Here is a 21010-nt window from a genome sequence, read left to right as displayed (position 1 = left end):
TTCAGTCACCGCCCGTTCCGATCCGTACGACCAGTGCGCCGAACGCCGCCCCGATCCCCACGCAGGCCAGGACCACCGCGTCGCCAGGGCGCAGCAGTCCCGCCCGCCGGGCGGCGTCGAGGTTGACGAACGGATCCGCACAGAACAGGTGGCCGAATTTCGGAACATTGTCGAGAAATATCTTTGACAGTGGAATGTCCAGCGCCCCCGAAACGCCGAGCCAGGACAGCCGGCTGACATTGTGCGGGAGCACCAGCGCGATATCGGAGGGCTTCAGCCCGGCGCGGTGCACCGCTTCGCCGATTACATCGGCGAACGTTCGCGCGTAGAGACCGATGAGTTCCCGCATGTTTTCCTTCTCGATGTGTCTGCCGGCGTAGAACTTGCCGTGCAGGCGGAAGGCGCCGGACAGCACGCGGTCACCGGATCCGCCACTGCCGACCAGAACAGCGGCGGACGCCTCCCCCAGCAGCGCCACGTTGGGGATGAATCGCATCTCCGGGCAGAAGGCGCGCTCTCCCATGACCACCAGCGCGCGGCCGTCCTGTTCCGCGGACAGAAGATGGCCGGCCAGCTGCACCGCGTACAGGCCGGTCGCGCAGTTCTGGTGGCTGACCGAGAAGGCGACGGCGTGGTCCAGGCCGAGCGTGGCGCGGAGCCGGTCGACGGTGTTCACCCCGGGCGGCGGCGCCTGCGGGATGGTCTGCGCGTAGATCAGGTAGCGGACCCCGGCGGGGTCGGCGCCGTCCAGCGCCCGGCGCGCGGCCGACGCCAGCAGGTCCGGCAGGGGGATGCCGTCGGCGCTGGCCACCCGCTCGTATCCGAGGAAGCGGCGGTAGGTGCTCAGCTGGGTCTCGGGGAGGCCGAGGAGATCGCGCAGCTCCTCCATGCCGAGGCTGGCCTCGGGGATGAAAGAGCCGACCCGGTCAATCGTGACCGTCATGGACCCGGGCCTTTTCCATCGCGGTGATTCCTTTCCTGATGCCGAAATCCTGACCATGCCGAGAATGCAGCTGTCCCGACTTATCCGCCTAGTGATCGCTTAAGCAAAAACGATGTGATTTATTCACGGTCGATGAATGATCAGAACCCTGGCCCGCCACGCGGGCCGGCGCGCAGAATCGTGACGGATTCGCCGGTCAACCAGGAGGTGCGCATGAACGGCTTCGAGACTGTCTCGGCCCCCGAATCCGTCAGTGACGTCGAGGGCGACTGGCGCTTCGCCGACCTCGTCCTGCACGCCCTGATCGACCCCGGGCTGGCCGGGCGCTACCGGCGGGACCCGCGTGCGGTCCTGGCCGGGTTCGGCCTCCACCTCGCGGTGGACGCCACACCCCCGGCGCTGCCGGCCGCGGACGCCCGGGACCTGGTCGTGGAGGACCTCGATCACGGCGGGGCCGATGTGGCCTTCTTCACGCTCTGCTGGGTGGACGAGGACGTTCAGCACGCCGTTCCGGCCGGGCGATGAGGCGTCCGTGGACTTCACGGGTGACCCGTCCGCGCTCGCCGAGCCCACCGCGCTGATCGGCTTCCGGCGCCATCTGCGCACCGCGGTGGTCCCGGGCGACGGGGTCTGCCTGGTCTCCCCGCGCCGGACCCTCGTGCTGGCCGGGCGCTCGGCCGAGACGCTGGCGTCGCTGCTGGACGGCACCCGCACCCTCGCCGAGGTGGTGCGCGACGCCGCGCCTGAGCTGTCCCCCCGCCAGGTCGGGCAGGCGCTCGGCCGGCTGGCCGAGGCCGGCCTGATCGGCCGGAGCCGTCCCGGCGGCGCGCGCCGAGCCGACCCCGGCAGCGAGGCGTTCTGGGACCTGGCCGGGCTGGACCCGGTCCGGGCCGGGGAGGCGCTGAGCGGCAGCGCGGTCGAGGTGGTGACCGCGGGCGGCGTCGACGCGGACACGGTGCGGCGCGCCTGCTCCGCCTCCGGCCTTACCGTGGTCGACGCCGGCACACCCGCGGCCTTCTCACTGGTGATATGCGGGGACTACCTGGACCCGGAGCTGGCGGAGGTGAACGCGCGGCAGCTGGCGAGCGGCCGTCCCTGGCTGCTCGCCAGTCCCCACGGCCCCGACGTGTGGGTGGGACCGGTCTTCCGGCCCGGCTCCGGGCCGTGCTGGTCGTGCCTGGCCGCGCGGCTGCGCGCCCACCGCCGCCCGTACGCGGTCACGGGCGTGCGCCCCCCGGACGCCTCGATCCCGGCCGGCCGCGCGCTGGCCGTCGAGGCGGCGGTGCTGGAGGCGGCGAAGTGGCTGGCCGGGAGCCGCCACGAAGGCCAGGACACGATCTGGGCGCTGGACACGCTGACTCTGGACAGCCGCCGTCACCGGCTGTCCCGCCGCCCCCAGTGCCCCGACTGCGGCGACCCGGGAGTGGTCGCCGAGCGCGTACGCAGGCCCGTGGTGCCGGTGAGCCGGGGCAAGTCCTCCGGCGAGGGCATCGGCCGGCGCGCCCTGTCCAGCGCGGAGATGTGGGCGCGGTACAGCCATCTGGCCGATCCCGTCACCGGCGTCGTGGCCGAGATCCGGCCCGACAGGATCGGCGCGTCCCCCTCGCTGTACCGATACGTGTCCGGCGCGAACCTGGCTCTCGGCGGGGGCAGCCTGCCGTCGCTGCGGACCAGCCTGCGGATGCCGAGCGGAGGCAAGGGGACCACCGAGCTGGAGGCCAAAGTCAGCGCGCTGGCCGAGGCGGTCGAGCGTTACTGCGGCTCCCGGTCCGGAGACGAGCCCACCGTCCGCGCCGCCTACCGCGACCTCGCGGGTCGGGCCGTGCATCCGGACGACTGCCAGCTTTTCCATGATCTCCAGTACCGGGACCGGGACCGCTGGAACCGGGCGAACCCGCCGGCACTGCGCGTGCCCTCGCCGTTCGACGAGCACGCCCAGGTCGACTGGACTCCGGTGTGGTCGCTCACGCAGGCGCGGCAGCGGCTGATGCCCACCGCGCTGCTCTACTACGGTGCGCGGGCCGGCTTCGGCTCGGCGTGCTCCAACGGCAACGCCGCGGGCGCCAGCGTGGAGGACGCGATCGTGCAGGGCTTCCTGGAACTGGTGGAGCGGGACGCGGTGGCGATCTGGTGGTACAACCGGATTCCCCGGCCGGCGGTCGACCTGTCGTCCTTCGACGACCCGTGGATGCGGGGACTGCGGACGGCCTACCAGGCGCTGGACCGGGAGATATGGGCGCTGGATCTCACCTCCGACCTGGGCGTCCCGGTTGTCGCGGCGGTCTCCCGTCCGGTGGGAGGCACGGGCACGGGAGTCCTGCTCGGGTTCGGAGCCCACTTCGACATCCGGGTGGCGGTACGCCGGGCCATGACCGAGCTGGCGCAACTGCTGCCCGCCGCCGACGGCGGGGGCGAGCCGGGCACCCTGCTGGACTCGTGGTGGCGGCGGATGGCCCGCAGCCCGCAGCCCTACCTGCAGCCGGACCCCGGGCAGGCCCCCTGCGTGGCCGGCGCCCACCCGCACGCCCGGCGGGACGATCTGCGTGACGACGTCGCGGACATCTGCCGCCTGGCCGGGCGCCACGGTCTGGACGTCCTGGTGCTCGATCAGACCCGCCCCGATGTCGGCATGCCCGTCGTCAAGGTCGTGGCGCCGGGCCTGCGGCACTTCTGGCCGCGGCTGGCGCCGGGTCGCCTGTTCGACGTGCCCGTCCGGATGGGCTGGCGTGCTTCGCCGACCCCCTACGAACGGCTCAACCCGATTCCCCTGTTCTTGTGATCCGCACCCGGCACGCCGATGCGGAAAAAGGATCCCGATGGTGTCCCCATTCGAAGCGGGCATGTTCTCCGGCCCGTGGCGCAGCCTGCTCTCGCTCCGCGAAGACGTGCACGTCGAGGAGACGGCCGACGGTGATCTGGTGCTGCACGGCCGCTGGGGCGATGTGCTCCTGCGGCAGCCGGATCCGATCGTCCGCGGCGTGCTGAACAGGATGAGCCTGGGGCCGATCTCCCTGTCGAACGCCGTCAGCGGCCATGGCGGAGGCGCCCACGGAGTGGCGGCCGTACTGCGGGTCCTGGATCGGATCGAACCGCTGGTGGTCCGGACCGTCGGCCGTTCCGACGGCCGGCTGCTGGTGTCCGTCGCGCCGATCGCCCCGGCCGCGCGGCTGCGGCCCGAGCCGCTCCCCGCGGACCGGCCGATCCGTCTGTCCAGGTTCGCCATGGTGCGGACGGACGGCAGCGGCTACATCCTGGAGTCACCGCTCTCGCTGCATCGGGCGACTTTGCACCATCCCGGGGCGGTCCGGATGATCGGCATGCTGGCCCGCGCCACCACGACGGCCGAGGCCCTGGGCGACCCGCCGGACGACCGGCTCCTCGTGGACGCGCTGGTGCTGCTCACGGCGGCCGGCCTGGTGGTGCGCGGGGAGCACGCCGCCGCCCCCGCGGAGAAGGCGATGTTCGCCGAGGACACCGACCCCGCCCTGGCCGCGTGGTCGCCGCTGGACCTGATGTTCCACACCCGCAGCACGCTCGGCCGGCACGACCACGATTTCGGCGCGACCTACCCGCTCGGCACCGGACGCTCCCCCGAGCCGGTCGTCCGGCCCGCGGCGGACGGTCCGGTCATCTCGCTCGATCGCCCGGCCTGGGAGGAGATCCTCGGCGTCGACCCGCCGCTCAGCGTCGCCGTCGAGGGCCGCCGCACCGCCCGCCGCTACACCGGCGAACCGGTCAGCCTGCGGGAGCTAGGCGAGCTGCTGTACCGGACCGCGCGGGTGCGCTCCCTGGTGCTGCGTCAGGACGGCGAGGAGCCGTCCGCCAGCAGCCGGCCCTATCCGAGCGGGGGCTCCAGCTACGAGCTGGAGATCTACATGACCACAACCGGCGGCCGGGACCTGCCCGGCGGGGTCTACCATTACGACCCGCTCGGCCACCGGCTGGAAGTGGTGAGCACCGATCCGGCCATCGTGGCCGAGCTGCTGGAGAACGCCAGGACGGCCGCCGACGCGAGCGGGACCGCCGCCGTCCTGCTCACCATGACCGCCCGGTTCCGGCGGGTGTCGTGGAAGTACCGCGGCCCGGCGTACGCGCTGATGCTCAAGAACCTGGGGGCGCTGACCCAGACGCTCTACCTGGTCGCCACCGCCATGGGATTGAGCGCGTCCCCCCTCGGCGCCGGCGACGTCGACACCTCGGCCCGCGCCCTGGGTGTGGACTGGCGGGTGGAGTCGAGCCTGGGAGAGCTCCTGATCGGCCGCCCTGAGACCTCGTCCGGCGACACCGGCCGCCTGCCGGTGAACGACGCGGCCTGGGCGGAGCGCGCCGCGGCCTACCTCGGCGTCAAGAGGGGCGGTTGACCCTGCGACCGGTACGCCCGCGCTGATCGGGGTGACGAGGCGAACGCCCGGCGCCGCGCGATCGGGGCGGCGCCGGGCGTCATGTCACACAGGGTGGTGCCGGGGGGAGCGGACCTCCGGAGCTCCTGCCGCTCCCCCGGTGTGAACGGGTGGCCTCAGACGCGGGTCCACTTCTGGTTGTTCTGGCCGTTGCACGTCCAGATTTGGACCTTGGAGCCGTTGGCGGTGCCGGCGCCGCTGACGTCCAGGCACTTGTTGGCCCCGACCGCGGTGATGGACCCGTCGGAGTTGAGACGCCACTTCTGGTTGTTCTGCCCGTTGCAGTCCCAGATGACCACGCTGGTGCCGTCGGCCGTGCCGGCGCCGCTCACGTCCAGGCACTTGTTGCCGTAGACCCGCAGCTCACTGGCACTGGTCGAGGTCCACTTCTGGTTGTTCTGACCGTTGCAGTCCCAGATCAGCACCGTCGCGCCGTTGGTCTGCGACGCGCCGTTGACGTCCAGGCACCGGCCCGACGCCACGCCCCGCAGCGAGGTCGTGCTCTCCGCGGGCGGAGTCGGCGACGCGGACGGAGAAGTGGGTGGCGAGACGGAGGGCGACGGAGAGGGCGAGGACGAGCCCCCGTCCTGCGCGACACCCTTGCCGTTGAACGTCAGCGAGTCGAAGTCGAACGCGTTCGCCGTCGGCGCCTTGAACACCACGTAGAGGTCGCCCGTGCCACCGGGGTTGGTGACCCGCACCGCGGGGAGGGACACGTAGGTGTTCCATCCCCCGGTCGCCGGCACCGAACTGGAGGCGACGAGCGCCCCGGTGGGCGAGCCGGCGTGCAGTTCGATGGACGCCCCGGTGCTGGACGGCGCCGACACGCGGAAGGACACCGTGTCGATCCCCGACAGGTTGACCGGCGTGTAGGAGATCCAGTCGTTGTTGGAGATGTCGCCGACGCGCCTGCCGCCCTCGGCACCGGCCTCGTCGACGACCCGGATGCCGTTGGAGCCGTTGAAGTGCTCGGCCTGCTTGTGCTTGGGCTGCAGGGTGATTCCGGCGTCGCCCTTCAGGCCGTCCTTGTCGGTGTAGGACGCGCCCAGGACGTAGTAGACGTTGGCCGCCTCGTCGTGACCCGAGGCGGTCGTCGTGACCGTCCCGGAGCACCCGGTGAACTGGCCGGTGTCGTGGGCGTGCTGGTCGTGGCCGAGCGCGGTGAACACGTTGACCTTGGAGCAGTCGACGGTGCCGTCCTCGGGGTCGGTGACGTTGACCGTGTAGGACACCCGGTCGCCGAAGCTGATGAACCCGCCGTCCGGCGGAGCCGAGAAGACGACCTTGGGACGGGTGTTGCCGACGGCGATGGTCAGCGTGATGCTGCCCGTCTTCCCGCTCGCGTCCCGTACGGTCAGCCTGGCGGTGTAGGTGCCGTTGGTGTTGTAGGTGTGGGACGGGTTGGCGCTGGTGGAGGTTCCGCCGTCGCCGAAGTCCCAGCTGTAGGTGATCGCGTCGCCGTCGGGGTCGGACGAGCCGGCCGAGGAGAACGCCACCGTCAGCGGCGCGGCGCCCGAGTCGGGGCTGGCGCTCGCCTTGGCGACGGGTGCGCGGTTCCCGACCACGTAGTCGATCCGGTAGATGGCGTCGTCGGTGTTCGCGTGGCCGAAGCCGTTGCCCCAGTCGGCCATGTAGAGCGCGCCGTCGGGGCCGAACTTCATGTCGATCGGCGCGTGCGGGGCGATGTTCGCCACGAACGGGCTGATCTTCAGGAGGTTGCCGGAGGAGTCGAGGCGCATCTCCTTGACGAAGTTGCGGCTCCACTCGTACAGGAAGGTTCCGCCGTCGAAGTACTCGGGGAACTTGCGGTCGGAGGCGCTGGCCGCGTCGTAGCGGTAGAACGGGCCGCCCATGGGGGCCGCGCCGCCGCAGCAGTTGATCTCCGGGAACTCCGCCGAGGCGTGGTAGTTGTACCAGACGGTCGCGGGCTTGGCGGCCGGCAGGTTGGTCAGGCCGGTGTTGTTGGGCGAGTCGTTGACCGGCGCCGAGCAGTTGAACTTCGCCCCCGAGGTGTTGGTGGCGAAGTTGAAGTCGTTGAACGGCGTGTTGTTGCCGGTGCAGTACGGCCACCCGTAGAAGCCCGGCTGCTTGATCAGGTTCCACTCGACCGTGCCCTCGGGGCCGCGGTTGGAGTTGGCGCTGCCCGCGTCGGGGCCGTAGTCGCCCACCGAGATCCAGCCGGTGACCTTGTCGACCGAGAAACGGAACGCGTTGCGGAAGCCCATCGCGTAGATCTCGGGCCGCGTCTTGGCCGTGCCCGGCGCGAACATGTTGCCGGACGGGATCGTGTAGGTGCCGTCGGGCTCGGGGTGGATGCGCAGGATCTTGCCGCGCAGATCGTTGGTGTTGGCCGCGGACCGCTGGGCGTCGTAGTGCTCCCGGCCCGGCCGCTCGTCGATCGGGGCGTAGCCGCTGGAGGCGTTGGGGTTGGTGTCGTCACCGGGGGCGATGTAGAGGTTGCCGCCGGGGCCGAACGTGATGTAGCCGCCGGTGTGGCCCGGCTCGTCGACGTTGCGGAACGCCGGAACCTCGATGAGCTTCTTCTCGCTGCTCATGTCAAGACTGGTGCCGTTGAAGGTGAACCGGGAGACCCTGTTCACCTCTCCGCCGTTGGACGGCGAATAGTTAAGATAGATCCAGCCGTTGGTGGCGAAGTTCGGGTCGAGCGCCAGCCCGATGCCGCCGTCCTCGCCGCCGTCGTACACCGACAGCGTGCCGATGACGCGCGTGCTCCCGCCGCCCGCGGGGATCATGTTCACCTTGCCCGAGCGCGAGATGTAGAAGACCCGGCCGTCGGCCGCCACGTCCAGCTCCATCGGCTGGTCCGGCGCGCCGTCGAGGGTCACCTTCTGGAAGCGGGCCGAGATCGTGCCGCCGCAGTCGCCGGGCTCCGCGCCCGCCGCCCACTTCACCGCGCCGAGCAGGTGCTGCTTGAACAGCGGCTCCGAGTAGGAGGACGCGTTGTGGCCCATGGCGGTGGCCCACACCCGGCCGCCCTCCGGATTGTGACACCAGGAGATCGGGTGGTCGGCGCCCATCTTGTTCGGGCCCGCGTCATAGGTGGTCTCGTCCGCCGTCACCAGCACGTGCACCGAGCCGCGCATGTTCTTGTCGAAGTTGTACCACTCCTCCGTACGGGTCCACCGGTCCGGCAGGCCCTTGGTCGAGGGGTGGACCTTGTCGGCGACCTTGGCGGTGCCCTGCACGATCGACGAGTGCTGCGTCATGTGCGCGCCGGCCAGCACGGTCTGGTCCCACCAGGGGAACTGCGACTCGATGTTCATGTCGACGGCGTTGTGAATCGCCACCACGCCGCGGCCGCTGCGCACGTAGGCCTGCATGGCCTGGCGCTGCGCGTCGTTGTCCCACACCATGCCCGACGTCTGGAGCATGATCACCGCGTCGTAGTTGTTGAGGTTCGACGTGGTGAAGACGGAGGAGTTCTCGCTCGCGTCGAGCTGGAAGTTGTTGTCCGTCGCCAGCTGCTGGAACATCGCGATGCCGGCGGAGATGGAGTCGTGCCGGTAGGCGCCGCTCGCGGTCTTGCTGAACAGCAGCACCCTGAACTGCGGCGCCGCCGCCTGCGCCACCAGTGGCACCGCGGACAGCAGCAGTCCCAGCAGGGCCGCGGCCAGTGCGGCGAGTAATCGTGGTCTTCGCATTGAGGATCTCCTGGGGGGTTACCGATGACGGTTGGAGGTGAAACGTGCGAAGGCGTGAGCCGACTCGGCTCAGGCAGGAGACGGCCGGTCGGGTTTCAGGCTCTCCCTCGGCACGACGGCGGTGGCAGGCGGCCTCTCAGCGAGGCGGGCGGCCGGGACCCGTCTTCGCGCCGTCCGGGGTGAGCAGTCCTGCACGGGATCTCCTTGCGGGGGTGGGAGTCGTGCCGCGCCCACCGTGCGGTGGATCGATCCGGCCGCCGGCGAGGACGACGCCACGGCCGCTTGACCGGCCTCCACCCGACGCGACCGGCACGAGTTCCTCCCCGGTGGACGACGCGTGGTGCGGTGCGGGCGCCAGACCTGGCAGGCGAGGTGATCACGATTCGAGATGAAAATAGGTTGGCTCACTATGCCTGTCAAGCATGCTTATCCAGGCATTCAGAACGCGCCTTTCCGGCACACCCGCACGAGCGCCTCGCGGCCTCCTGTTGTATAAGCGCATTTCAGGACGAGGCCCCACTGCGTCACTGACGCCGTTTCCGCTTTCAGCCGGATGCCGATTGGCACGAATCTTCCAGCGGACACGGGGACGATGAGTATGAAACTTTCAGCTGCACGCCGGGGTGACGGGGCCACGACGAAGGGCGCCGTCCACGCCTGACGGCCGCGAATCCGCTCGGTGCCATACGTGATTCACGCCCCAGGACACGTGTCGTTGACATCCCTCGCCGACGAGACCTAGGCTTCGGGCGAATCGATTCGATAACACCCACCTCCAGTATGGCAGGCCAGCCGTCTCCGCCGAAGTGACCGGCGCACACGCGAAAGGCATCCGGAACCAGGCGTGTGGGGCGCGAAACCACCATGGCGGCTCCGCGGTCGTGCCGCGATGCCGCGCCGTCTCGGATGCTCGGGGAAGGCGTCCGGGCGGCTTTTCCGGGAGACGACCGCCGCCGCACCGGCACATCTCCCCATCCCCCTCTGTCCAAGGAGTCATGAGTGGACGCGAAAGACAGAAGGCGCCCCCCGGGCCGCCGCAGGATCGCCACGTTGTTCGCCCTCGGTGCGCTCGTCGCCGGATCCGTCTTCACGACGGCGGCGCCGGCCCAGGCCGCCGACGAGTCGATAACGGTGAACTTCTCCGCCGCCGGCGGCTCCCCGTCCTACCGGGCCTCCGGCTGGATCTACGGCATGACGGAGGACGCCGCCAACCCCCCGGACCATTTCTTCACGGACGTGAAATACCGGTACATGCGAGCCGGCGGTGCGCAGTTGGACGGTCCGGGCGGGTGGGTGTCGGGCAAGTACGACCGGCGGTGGAACGCCACCCGGGCGCAGTTGCTGCGTACCCGCTCGCTGGGCGGGGAGTTCGTCCTGCTGGTGCACGACCTGTGGGGCGCCGACGGTTACGCGATCTCCCGCTTCCCGGGCGACAACGGCAACTGGACCGACTACGACAACTTCCTCACCCGCCTGATCGACGACGTGCGGGCGACCGGTGTCCCGGTGCAGTGGGATCTGTGGAACGAGCCGAACCTCACCTTGTTCTGGAACCGTACGCAGTCGCAGTACTTCGAGATGTGGAAGCGCGCCTACCAGCGCATCCGCGCCGCGTTCCCCTCTCACCTGATCGTCGGCCCGAGCCTCGCGGGCGTGCCGTCCACGGGCGGCTGGTGGACGCAGTATCTCGACTACGTCAAGGCCAACAACGTCGTGCCCGACATCGTCAGCTGGCACTCGCTGCCCGGCGACCCGGTGGCCAACGTCGCCACGGCGAACACCACCCTCGACTCGCGCGGCATCGCGCACCCGCGGCCGTACCAGATCAACGAGTACGGGGCGTCCAACGAGCAGAACCCTGCCGACGGCGCCTGGTACATCGCCCGGCTGGAGCGGGCAGGAGCCGACGGGCTGCGGGCCAACTGGGCCAGCGGTGGCAACCTGCACAACGACCTGGGCAACCTCCTCACCCACAACTCCGCGGGCCAGTACTCGCCGAAGGGCGAATGGTGGGTCTACCGCTTCTACGGCTCGCAGACCGGGCAGATCGCCTCGGTGACCCCCAGCTCGAACTACGACGCCTTCGCCACCAAGGCGAACGGTGAGGCGAAGGTGCTGGTCGGCGGGGGCCGCACGACCGGCAACGTGGCGGTCGGCCTGCAGCGGCTCGACGCCACCAGCGGCATCGTGCAGAACAACCAGGTCCGGGTGGTGGCCGAGCGCATCCCCTACAACGGCGGGGGCGCGGTCGCCGGCCCGGTGACGGTGCAGAACACGGTGGTGACGTTGTCGAACAACGGCACGACGGTGAACCTGCCGCACACCAATGTCGACGAGACCTTCACCATCACCCTGCTGCCCCCCGGCACGCCCGGCCCTTCGCCGACCCCCTCGCCCACGGGCGGCACGGGGAGCACGAGCGCGCTGAAGGGTGTGGGGTCGGGCCGGTGCCTGGACGTCAGCGGCGCCTCGCAGAACAACGGCGCGCAGGTGCAGATCTGGGACTGCAACGGGCAGGCCAACCAGCGGTGGACCTCCACGAGCGCCGGTGAGCTGCGCGTCTACGGCAACAAGTGCCTCGACGTGAACGGCGGCGGCACCGCCGACGGCACCGGCGTGATCATCTGGGACTGCAACGGCCAGAACAACCAGAAGTGGCGCCTGAACTCCGACGGCAGCATCACCGCCGTCGGCGCGAACAAGTGCCTCGACGTGTCCAACAACGGCACCGCCAACGGATCCAAGGTGCACATCTGGACCTGCCACGGCGGCACCAACCAGCAATGGACCCGCGCCTGACCCTGGCGTCCTCCTGAATCGAATCGAATCGAATCGGTTCGGTTCGGTTCGGGGGGAGACCCGCGAATCGCCTGCATCGACGGATCCGGCGCAAACGCCGCCGGTTCGTCGCCTCTATCGATTCGACCTACGATGGTGCGGGGTGGGGACGGCAGGCTGAGGAGCGGGGATGAACATCGGGGAGATCGCCAGGCGATCGGGCGTGTCGCGCAGCACCGTCTCCTACGCTCTGAGCGGCAAACGTCCGGTGTCGGAGGAGACCCGCCGGCGCATCCAGGCGGTCATCGACGAGCTGGGCTACCAGCCCAACGCCACCGCCAGGGCGCTCAAGGAGGGCAGGACCCGCACGATCGGGCTGGTCATCCCCCCGGCCAGCCGGCGCCTCACCGACATGCAGCTCGGCTTCGTCGCCAGCGTCGTCGACGCGGCCGCGCGCGCCGACCTCGACGTCCTGCTGTCACCCTCGGGCGGCGAGCACGATCGCTCGTTCGAACGGGTGGTCGGCGGCAGGCGCGTCGACGGCGTGATCCTGATGGAGATCCGGCTGGAGGACGAACGGGTCACCCGGCTTTCGCAGACCGGACTGCCGTTCGTCGGCATCGGCCGCACCAGCCGTCCCGACGAGATGTCCTGGGTGGACATCGACTACGAGACGCTGATCGCGCAATGTGTGCATCACCTGGCCGACCTCGGCCACCGCCGCATCGCGCTGGTCAACCGCTCCGCCGAACTCATGGCCGCCGGGTACGGCCCCGCCCACCGTGCTCAGGCCGGTTTCAGCCGTGCCGCGGCGGAGCGCGGTGTGGAAGGCGTGCAGACGTGCTGCGCCGACGACGCCCGTGCCGGAGTGTCCTGCGTCGGGCGGCTTCTCACCGAGCACCCCGATCTCACCGCCATCGCCACCACCAACGAGGCCGCCATCCCCGGCATGTACCGCGCGCTCGAACGGGCGGGCCTGGCCGTGCCGGGTGACTTCTCCATCGCCGGCGTCGCGGGCCGGCACTGGGCCGAGAACCTGCATCCGCCGCTCACCGCCGCCGACGTCCCGGCCGACGAGCTCGGCGCTCACGCCGTCGAACTGCTCATCCGGCGGATCGCGGATCCCGCCACCCCTCATCACCGGCTTCTCCTCGCCCCGCCCATCTCCCTGCGCGCAACGACCGGACCCGCACGCCCGCGCTGACCCGGGGATCGGCTGACCGGGGATCGACGAGGTGACGCCCGGCGCCGCGCCCATCGGGGCGGCGCCGGGCGTCATGTCACACCGTCGGTCACAGGGGGCCGGACGGAGTCTCGTGAGCTCTCCCGGGATGAGCGGGTGATCTCATACCCGGGTCCACTTCTGGTTGTTCTGGCCGTTACACGTATAGATCTGCGCCTTTGTGCCATTGGCGGTGCCGCTGACATCCAGGCACTTGTTCGCCCCGACGGCGGTGATGCTGCCGTCGGAGTTGAGGCGCCACTTCTGGTTGTTCTGCCCGTTGCAGTCCCAGATGATCACGCTGGTGCCGTTGGCCGTGCCTCCACCGTTGACGTCGAGGCACTTGTTGCCGTAGACCCGCAGCTCGCCGGCGCTGGTGGAGGTCCACTTCTGGTTGTTCTGCCCGTTGCAGTCCCAGATCAGCACCTGAGCGCCGTTGGTCTGGGAGGCGCCGTTGACGTCCAGGCACCGGCCCGACGCCACGCCCCGCAGCGCGGTCGTGCTCGTCGCGGGCGGGGTCGGCGACGCCGACGGCGACACCGGCGGCGAGGGCGACGGAGAGGACGACGGGCCGCTCAGTTCCTTGATGCGGATGTTCCGGTAGGCCACCACGTTGCCGGACCCGTGGTTCTGGATGCCGATGTACCCCTGCTGCAGGGATCGCGCCGGGTCCGTGTTGGTGAAGTCGTTGATCTTGGAACCGTTGAGGAACACCTGCAGCCGCTCGCCCTCGACGAGCAGTTCGTAGGTGTTCCACTGACCCGGTGGGTTCAGCGCCGCGTCACGTGCGGCGATGTCGGCCGACTTGACGCCGTAGATCGCCCCGGTCGTCTTGTCCGCGGTGTCGGTGGCGTCGATCTGGACCTCGTACCCCGTGTCGAGGGCCGTCTGGGGGTCGCTGGTGGCCGGGAACCCGACGATCACGCCGGAGTTGGAGTCGCCGGTCATCCGCCAGTCGAGCTTGAGGGAGTAGGAGCCGAACTCCTTGGCGTTGTACCACAGCATGCCCATGCCGCCCTGGGAGGTCAGCGTGGCGTCGCTGTTGGTGAACGAGCCGGGCCCGGCCTGCGTCCAGCCGTTGGTCGACCCGTTGTAGAGAGTCGTGTAACCGGTCTCGGGACGGCAGTCGGCGTTCGTGGCCTTGGCCGCGTAACGGATGCCGCCGAGCAGCAGGGTGCGGAAGTTGGAATCGGAGTACGACTCCTGGGTGTGTCCGAGACCGGTGTAGAACGACCGGCCGGACGCCTGCGGGTGGCACCAGGTGATCGGGTGGTCGCCCATGTTCCCGCCGCTGTAGCTGCTCTCGTTCAGGCTCTGCAGCACGTGCACGTTGGCGCGCGGGTTGGTGCGGTAGTTGTACCACTCGTCGGTGCGCGTCCAGGTCTGCCCGAGATGGGCGGTGGCGCCGTGCGCGCGGTCCTCCTGCTTGAGGGTGGCCTGCTGGATCGCCGGGTGGTTGTTGAACCAGGCGCCCATCAGCTGGCCGTAGTAGGGCCAGTCGTACTCGGTGTCGGACGCCGAGTGCACGCCCACGTAACCGCCTCCGCCGTCCACGTACGACTGGAAGGCGGTCTGCTGGGTGGCGTTCAGCACGTCGCCGGTGGTGCTGAGGAACACCACGGCCTTGTACTGCGCGAGGTTGCCCGATGTGAACGCGTTCGCGTCCTCCGTGGTGTCCACGGTGAAGTCGTTGGCGGCGCCGAGTTCGCGGATGGCCTGAATGCCGGCGGGGATGGAGTCGTGCCGGAACGCGGCCGTCTTGGAGAACACCAGCACCTTGAAGGCGGCGGCCTGGGCGTGCGTGGCGGGGACCACCATCGCGGCGGCGGCGGTGGTGAACGCCACCGCGGTCGCCGACAGGCGTCGCAGCACCGATGTCTTCCGGTCGCTCCCCGCGCCGCGCCCGGGGGCGGCGGGGGTCAGATGTCGCAGCATGGATGTCCTTTCGTCGCGGCGCCCGGCGCGGTCCCCGTCTCGTCGTCGAGGGCGGGGCCGTGCCGGGCGTCGCATCAGGTGGTCGGTCGGATGGTGGGGAGTGGTCTGCGGGACGGCGTCAGACGCGGGTCCACTTCTGGTTGTTGCCGCCGGTGCACGACCAGATCTGCACCTTGGTGCCGTTGGCCGTGCCGCTGCTCGCCACGTCCAGGCACTTGCCGGCCCCGACCGCGGTGATCGTGCCGTCGGAGTTGAAGCGCCACTTCTGGTTGTTCTGGCCGTTGCAGTCCCAGATGATCACGCTGGTGCCGTCCGCCGTGCCGCCGCCGTTCACGTCGAGGCACTTGTTGCCGTAGACCCGCAGCTCACTGGCGCTGGTGGAGGTCCACTTCTGGTTGTTCTGGCCGTTGCAGTCCCAGATCAGCACCGTCGCGCCGTTGGTCTGGGAGGCGCCGTTGACGTCCAGGCACCGGCCCGACGGCACGCCCTTGATCGAGGTCGTGCTCCCCGCGGGAGGAGTGGGCGAGGCCGACGGTGACACCTGCGGGGAGGGCGAGGTGGAGGTGCCGGTGTCGAGGGTGAAGGCGTCCAGGTCGAACAGGTATCCCTGCCCGGTCGCCCCGCGGAACACCAGATACAGCGTGGTCGTCCCGGCCGGCGCGCCGCTGAGGTTCGCCGAGACGTCGGCGAAGGTCTCCCAGCCGCCGGTGGGCGACACGTTCACCGTGCCCAGCAGAGTGCCGGTCGCGGAGCCCGCCCGCACCTCCAGCCGGCCGCCGACGCCACCGGACGACACCCGCGCGGTGATGCGCGTGGCGTTGGAGACGTTGTAGGGGGTGAAGGAGATCCAGTCGCCGTCGTCGGTGTAGCCGACGGTCTTGCCGCCCTCGGCGGTGGTGTGGTCGGCCGTCTGCACGCCCTGCTGGGCGCCGAAGTGCTCGGCCTGGCGGTGCCGCGGCTGCAGCGTGCGAACGACGGTGGTGGTCAGGTCGCCCTTGTCGGTGTAGGACGCCTGCAGCACCCCGTAGATGTTGGCCGCCGAGTCGTGCTCACCGTCGACCGGCACCGCGATCGACCCGGAGCACCCGGACTTGGAGGTGATCTGGTGGGCGTGGCTGTCGTGCCCGAGGAAGTAGGTGACCGTCACCGCCGAGCAGTCGATCGTCCCGTCCTCGGGATCGGACACGGTGACCTGGAAGGGCACGGTGTCGCCGAAGGAGAACAACTGCCCCTCCACCGGCGAGGTGAGCGTGACCGACGGCGCGGTGTTGCCCACGTTCACGGTCACGCTCGCCGTCCCGGTCAGCCCCTGCGGGTCACGGACGGTCAGCGTCGCGGTGTAGGTGCCGTTGGCGGTGTAGGTCTTGCTCGGGTTGGCCGCCGTGGAGGTGGTGCCGTCGCCGAAGTTCCACGAGTACGTCAGCGAGCCGCCCTCGGGGTCGGAGCTGCCCGCGGAGGAGAAGCTCACGGTCAGCGGCGCGGGCCCCGAGGTCTTGTCGGCGGCGGCCTTGGCGATCGGGTTGCGGTTGGCCTTTCCGATGTACTCGATCCGGTACAGCGCCTGGTTGTTGCTTCCGGTGCCGTAGTCCAGGACGTACAGGGCCCCGTCGGGGCCGAAGGCCATGTCCATCACCTGCGTGCCCGACCAGGGGAACGCGCTGATCTCGCCGTACCCGCCGTCGGAGCGGACCTCGATCGCCTTGATCCACTTGCGGCCGTACTCCCCGGCGAAGAACCGCCCGTCCAGCGCCTGGGGGAACTTGACCGACGAGTTCAGGTTCGGGTCGTACCGGTAGACCGGGCCGCCCATCGGCGATTCGGACCCGCCGCCGAACTCCGGCGGCGAACCGGCGTCCCCTCCGTACCGGATCCAGGCCGGCTTGGCCGCCGGGAGCGTTGTGAGCCCGGTGTTGCGGAAGGAGTTGTTGGTCGGCCCGCCCGCGCAGTTGAACTTCGGCCCGGTGCTGTTGGTGGCGAAGTTCCACTCGTTGTAGGTCTCGTTCGTGCTGTTGGACCCGGTGCAGTACGGCCAGCCGAAGTTCCCCGCGCTGGTGATGCGGTTGAACTCCACCTGCCCTTGCGGCCCGCGGTTGGAGTTGGTCGACCCCGCGTCCGGTCCGTAGTCGCCCAGGTAGACCACCCCGGTGGCCTTGTCGACGCTCATCCGGAACGGGTTGCGCAACCCCATCGCGTAGATCTCCGGCCGCGTCTTGGCCGTGCCCGGCGCGAACAGGTTCCCGCTCGGGATCGTGTACGACCCGTCCGGCTGCGGCTTGATCCGCAGCAGCTTGCCCCGCAGGTCGTTGGTGTTGGCCGCGGTGCGCTGCACGTCGTACTGCGGATTGCGGTCCGTGCGCTCGTCCAGCGGCGAATACCCCGCCGACTCGAACGGGTTGCTGTCGTCGCCCGTGGTCAGGTAGAGGTTCCCGGCGGCGTCGAAGTCGATGTCACCGCCCACGTGGCAGCACATGCCCCGGTCGTTGGGCACCTCCAGCACGACCTTCTCACTGCTCAGGTCCAGCGTGTCGTCGGACTTGAGCGTGAAGCGGGAGAGGTTCAGGTGCCCCTTCCACTGGTCGAACTGCGACTGTGTGCCGTTGGAGGGGGCGTCGCCGGACGGGGTGCTCAGCCGCGGCGAGTAGTACAGCCAGACGTAGCGGTTGGTCGCGAAGTTCGGGTCGACCGCGACCCCCTGCAACCCCTCCTCGTCGTGGGTGTAGACGTTCAGCTTGGCGGCCACCTTCGTGGTGCCGTTGACGTCGGTGATCCGCAGCGTGCCGTCACGGGCGGTGTGCAGCACCGACCTGTTCGGCAACACCGCCAGCGACATCGCCTCACCCAGCTCCGAGCCGCCCGAGGCGAGCGACACCTGCTGGTAGTCGGACGCGGGAATGGTCAGCGCGTTCGCCGCGGAGGCGGTGAGCGTGAGGGCTCCGGGAGCGATCAGCGCCATCGTGGCCGCCAATGTGAGCCACGAACGTCGGGACATAAACGTTTCCTTCCTGACATATGGAGGTCAGTCAGGGCAAGGCGCGCGCCGCCGCGCTGTTGCCGAAAGTGCGTCGTGCCCAGAGGGGTGCCGCCTCTGGTTCCCTCGTCCCGGCCGCCGTGTCCCGGCGGCCGGTCCTGAGGGAGGTTCCGGTGGCCGGCCACCGTCGCGCGGAGAAGCCGGCTCGTCGAATCGATGCGGTCAGGGAGGGTGCCGCCCTCGCCGATGGCGGCGAGGGCGCGTCTCGGACAGTGTCAGGCGCGGGTCCATTTCTGGTTGGTGCCGCCGTGGCAGGTCCAGATGTGCACCTTGGACCCGTTGGCGGTGCCGTTGTTGGACACATCCAGGCACTTGTTCGCCCCCACGGCGGTGATGCTGCCGTCGGAGTTGAAGCGCCACTTCTGGTTGTCCTGGCCGTTGCAGTCCCAGATGAGCACACCGGTGCCGTCGGCGGTGCCGCCGCCGTTCACGTCCAGGCACTTGTTGCCATACACGCGCAGCTCACCGGAACTGGTGGACGTCCACTGCTGGTTGGCCTGGCCGTTGCAGTCCCAGATCTGCACCTGCGCGCCGTTGGCCTGCGAGGCGCCGCTCACGTCCAGGCACCGCCCCGACCCCACGCCCTTCAGCGCGCTCGTGCTCCCCGTGCCACCCGTGGGCGAGGGCGACGGCGAGGGTGACGTGCCGTTCTGGGGACCCGCGGACGCCATCACGGCCTGGGCGCCGGACGGCCAGTTGCCGTTGCCGACCGTGACGTTGTTGTTGACGACGTTGCCCCGGTCGCCGTTGGTGATGTTGGTGCTGCCGTTGGTCGACCAGTTGCCGGTGACCGTGAAGTTGCCCATGTTCTCACCGCCCCAGTAGTTGGCGGTGGCCCAGGTGCCGGTGTTCGAGAAGACGTTGTTCCTTGCGGTGAAGTACTTGGAGCCCTCATCGAAGTAGAGCCCGAACCAGCCGTTGGTCCGCAGGCAGTAGTTGTCGCTGATCACCGCGTTCGGGTTCCACGACAGCGTGTAGATGCACCCGCCGTCGGTCATCTGCTGCATGACGTCGTGCACGTAGTTGCCGACGAGCTTGTTGCCCGACGCGGTGGTGGCCGTCGTGTACCGCGGCTGGTAGTTGTACAGCCCGCGGTTGGCGTAGTTGGTGCTGCCGCCGGGCTCGTTGGCGCCCCACCCGTAGCCGATCGACATGCCGGTGTACGGCAGGTTGTAGACCTCGTTGTGCGAGACGTTCGAGGTGGTGACGTAGGTGGTCAGGACCGAGACGACGCCCCGGTAGTCCAGGCCGAGGTCGTGGATCCGGTTGTTGCTGACCGTGATGTTCCGGTTGACCATCCGCTGGTCGCTCGGGTGGTGCGCGTCGGCGCGCACCCCGCCGGCCACGACCCCGCCGGCCGAGTTGCGGGCGATCTCGGACCGGGTGACCGTGATGTCGCTCGCGCCCAGGCCCACACCACTGGCGTGCGCGTTCGCGTCGTTGCCGATGCCGATGGCCGTCTGGCCCAGGTTGACGAACTGCGAGTCGGTGAAGGTGATGTTGTTCGCGGCGGAGACCTGGACGGCGGCGGGCATCTGGTACCAGTTCGGCCGCGTGGACTCGAACGCCTGGCAGCCCTCCTGGCAGGAGGTCAGCCGGTCGCCGGGCCAGTTGTAGTTGCCCGCGATGTAGGCGCCGGTCTGCTGGTCCACGAAGCCCTGGTTGCTGCTCGGGCCGAGCCACGTCGTGCCGGTGAACGTGATGCCGCTGAAGGTGATGTGGTGCGCGGGCGAGTCGTAGGTGCCCCCGACGTCGACCAGCGACTGCAGCACCGGCAGCTCGACGGCGACGTTGTTGATGTTCTGCCCCGACGCCGGGATGTAGTACAGGACGCCGGTCCCGGGGTTGATGTACCACTCACCCGGGGAGTCCAGGAACTCGTACGCGTTCTCCAGGTACAGCGCGCCAGCCCGGTGCGGCTGGCTGAAGGTGTCGTACCCGAAGGTGTTGTTGTTCCAGCCGGGCTGCTGCATCGTGATGAAGTTGCCGCTGATGCTCTGCACCGTCACGTACCGGTCGGTGAACGAGCCCACGCTCTCCATCTCGACCCGGTTCTGGTTGGCGAGATTGTTCAGGTAGCTCAGCGCGCTGCTGCTGAACCTCATCCCGGTGGTGGTCGCGGTGAAGTCGTTCCGGTTCACCTGGGTGCGGGCGCGCGTGGCGAGGGCGCCGTTGACGTACAGCTGCCGGGTGTCGATCCCCGTGCCGACGTTGGCGCGCCAGATGTTCTTCCCGGAGTCGGCCAGGGACCACCCGGTGACCGCCCGGGCTCCGCTGATCACCGGGCGGGCGCCCTGCGCGGCCTGCCACTTGACGCTGTAGCCGTTCGTGCCGGAGTCGGCGGCGGTGAACCTCAACGGGGAGGTCTGCCGGTACACGCCGTCGGCGAGCTCGACGACGATGTCACCGGACATGGCGCTGTTCTGCGACCGCACCGCCGTCTGCGCCGCCGGCAGCGAGCAGGGCTCGGCGGAGGTGCAGGCGGTGCCGGTTCCGGAGGGGGACGCGTAAAGGGTGGTGGTGGCCGCGAGGGCCGGAGCGGCCGAGGCGACGAGGGCGGACGCCGCGGCCAGCGTCGCGGCGACGATTCCGGCCAGGACCGGTCTCCACGCCGTGACGAGCGAAGGTGACTGCACGGTGGTTCCTTTGGGGGGTAGGGGGGTGGTCAGGTCACGCCCTCCTCAGGCAGGTCACTCCCTCCCGAGGTGGAGGCCGTCGCCGAACGGTGAGGGGTACGACGGCGGCCGGCCGCCTCACTGGCGGCACCACGAGGGGACGCCTGGTGAAGCGAAGGCTGTGGACGTCGACGTGGCCGGCCGGGGTGCGGAGGGCCGCGCAGCGCCTCCGCACCCCGCCCATGTGATCCAGCCGCGGAGATTCCGGAACGAGCTCTCCCACCGGGATCTCGCTACCAATTACGATCGGAGCGCTGATGCCCGTCAAGACCTTAAGCCCACTTATTTCACCGTGCGCACATCGGCGCCCGGGCCACAGTTATCCTTTTCTCCTCGTTCACCTGTGGTTACGTCCGCCGGCGTATTC

10 protein-coding genes are annotated in these 21010 nt (G+C 69.7%); 5 read left to right on the top strand and 5 right to left on the bottom strand.

Features of this window, described 5'->3' with window-relative positions:
• Nucleotide 1: 1 nt before the first annotated feature.
• Entirely contained in the window at nt 2-943 is a 942-nt protein-coding gene (locus ACQPZZ_RS17120) for a 3-oxoacyl-ACP synthase III family protein (protein ID WP_432933180.1), read from the bottom strand.
• Nucleotides 944-1156: 213 nt separating this feature from the next.
• Here ACQPZZ_RS17120 and ACQPZZ_RS17115 point away from each other — a divergent pair, with 213 nt between their 5' ends.
• The 3 genes from ACQPZZ_RS17115 to ACQPZZ_RS17105 are packed head-to-tail and all read left to right on the top strand — an operon-like array spanning nt 1157 to nt 5304.
• Complete coding sequence (locus tag ACQPZZ_RS17115; protein ID WP_432933178.1) at nt 1157-1468, top strand: hypothetical protein; 312 nt, start codon at nt 1157-1159, stop codon at nt 1466-1468.
• 7 nt (nt 1469-1475) lie between these two features.
• On the top strand, nt 1476-3722 hold the full coding sequence (locus ACQPZZ_RS17110; RefSeq protein WP_432933176.1) for a TOMM precursor leader peptide-binding protein: 2247 nt from the start codon (nt 1476-1478) through the stop codon (nt 3720-3722).
• 40 nt (nt 3723-3762) lie between these two features.
• Entirely contained in the window at nt 3763-5304 is a 1542-nt protein-coding gene (locus ACQPZZ_RS17105) for a SagB/ThcOx family dehydrogenase (protein ID WP_432933174.1), read from the top strand.
• Nucleotides 5305-5459: 155 nt separating this feature from the next.
• Here the strand turns inward: ACQPZZ_RS17105 and ACQPZZ_RS17100 are convergent, their stop codons facing one another.
• Nucleotides 5460-9005, bottom strand: a complete 3546-nt coding sequence (locus ACQPZZ_RS17100) for a ThuA domain-containing protein (protein WP_432933172.1) — start codon at nt 9003-9005, stop codon at nt 5460-5462.
• A 999-nt stretch (nt 9006-10004) separates the two neighbouring features.
• Between ACQPZZ_RS17100 and ACQPZZ_RS17095 the strand changes: the two genes are divergently transcribed.
• Complete coding sequence (locus tag ACQPZZ_RS17095; RefSeq protein WP_432933170.1) at nt 10005-11804, top strand: lectin; 1800 nt, start codon at nt 10005-10007, stop codon at nt 11802-11804.
• A 169-nt stretch (nt 11805-11973) separates the two neighbouring features.
• The gene (locus ACQPZZ_RS17090) at nt 11974-12987 is read left to right on the top strand and encodes a LacI family DNA-binding transcriptional regulator (RefSeq protein ID WP_432933168.1); all 1014 of its coding nucleotides are present in this window, start codon (nt 11974-11976) and stop codon (nt 12985-12987) included.
• Nucleotides 12988-13128: 141 nt separating this feature from the next.
• Here the strand turns inward: ACQPZZ_RS17090 and ACQPZZ_RS17085 are convergent, their stop codons facing one another.
• The 3 genes from ACQPZZ_RS17085 to ACQPZZ_RS17075 form a co-directional block, all read right to left on the bottom strand.
• Nucleotides 13129-14940 (bottom strand): ThuA domain-containing protein, encoded by a 1812-nt coding sequence (locus ACQPZZ_RS17085; protein ID WP_432933166.1) that lies wholly within the window; start codon nt 14938-14940, stop codon nt 13129-13131.
• A gap of 118 nt (nt 14941-15058) precedes the next feature.
• Complete coding sequence (locus ACQPZZ_RS17080) at nt 15059-17929, bottom strand: lectin (RefSeq protein WP_432933164.1); 2871 nt, start codon at nt 17927-17929, stop codon at nt 15059-15061.
• 254 nt (nt 17930-18183) lie between these two features.
• Nucleotides 18184-20604 carry an RICIN domain-containing protein gene (locus tag ACQPZZ_RS17075; RefSeq protein WP_432933162.1) on the bottom strand — a complete coding sequence of 807 codons (2421 nt, stop codon included), beginning with the start codon at nt 20602-20604 and terminating at the stop codon, nt 18184-18186.
• Nucleotides 20605-21010: the final 406 nt, after the last annotated feature.

The organism is Microbispora sp. CA-135349 (assembly GCF_050947365.1).
Classification (GTDB): Bacteria; Actinomycetota; Actinomycetes; order Streptosporangiales; family Streptosporangiaceae; genus Microbispora.
Note: the sequence above shows the minus strand (reverse complement) of the source record. Positions and strands in the feature narration are given on the sequence as shown.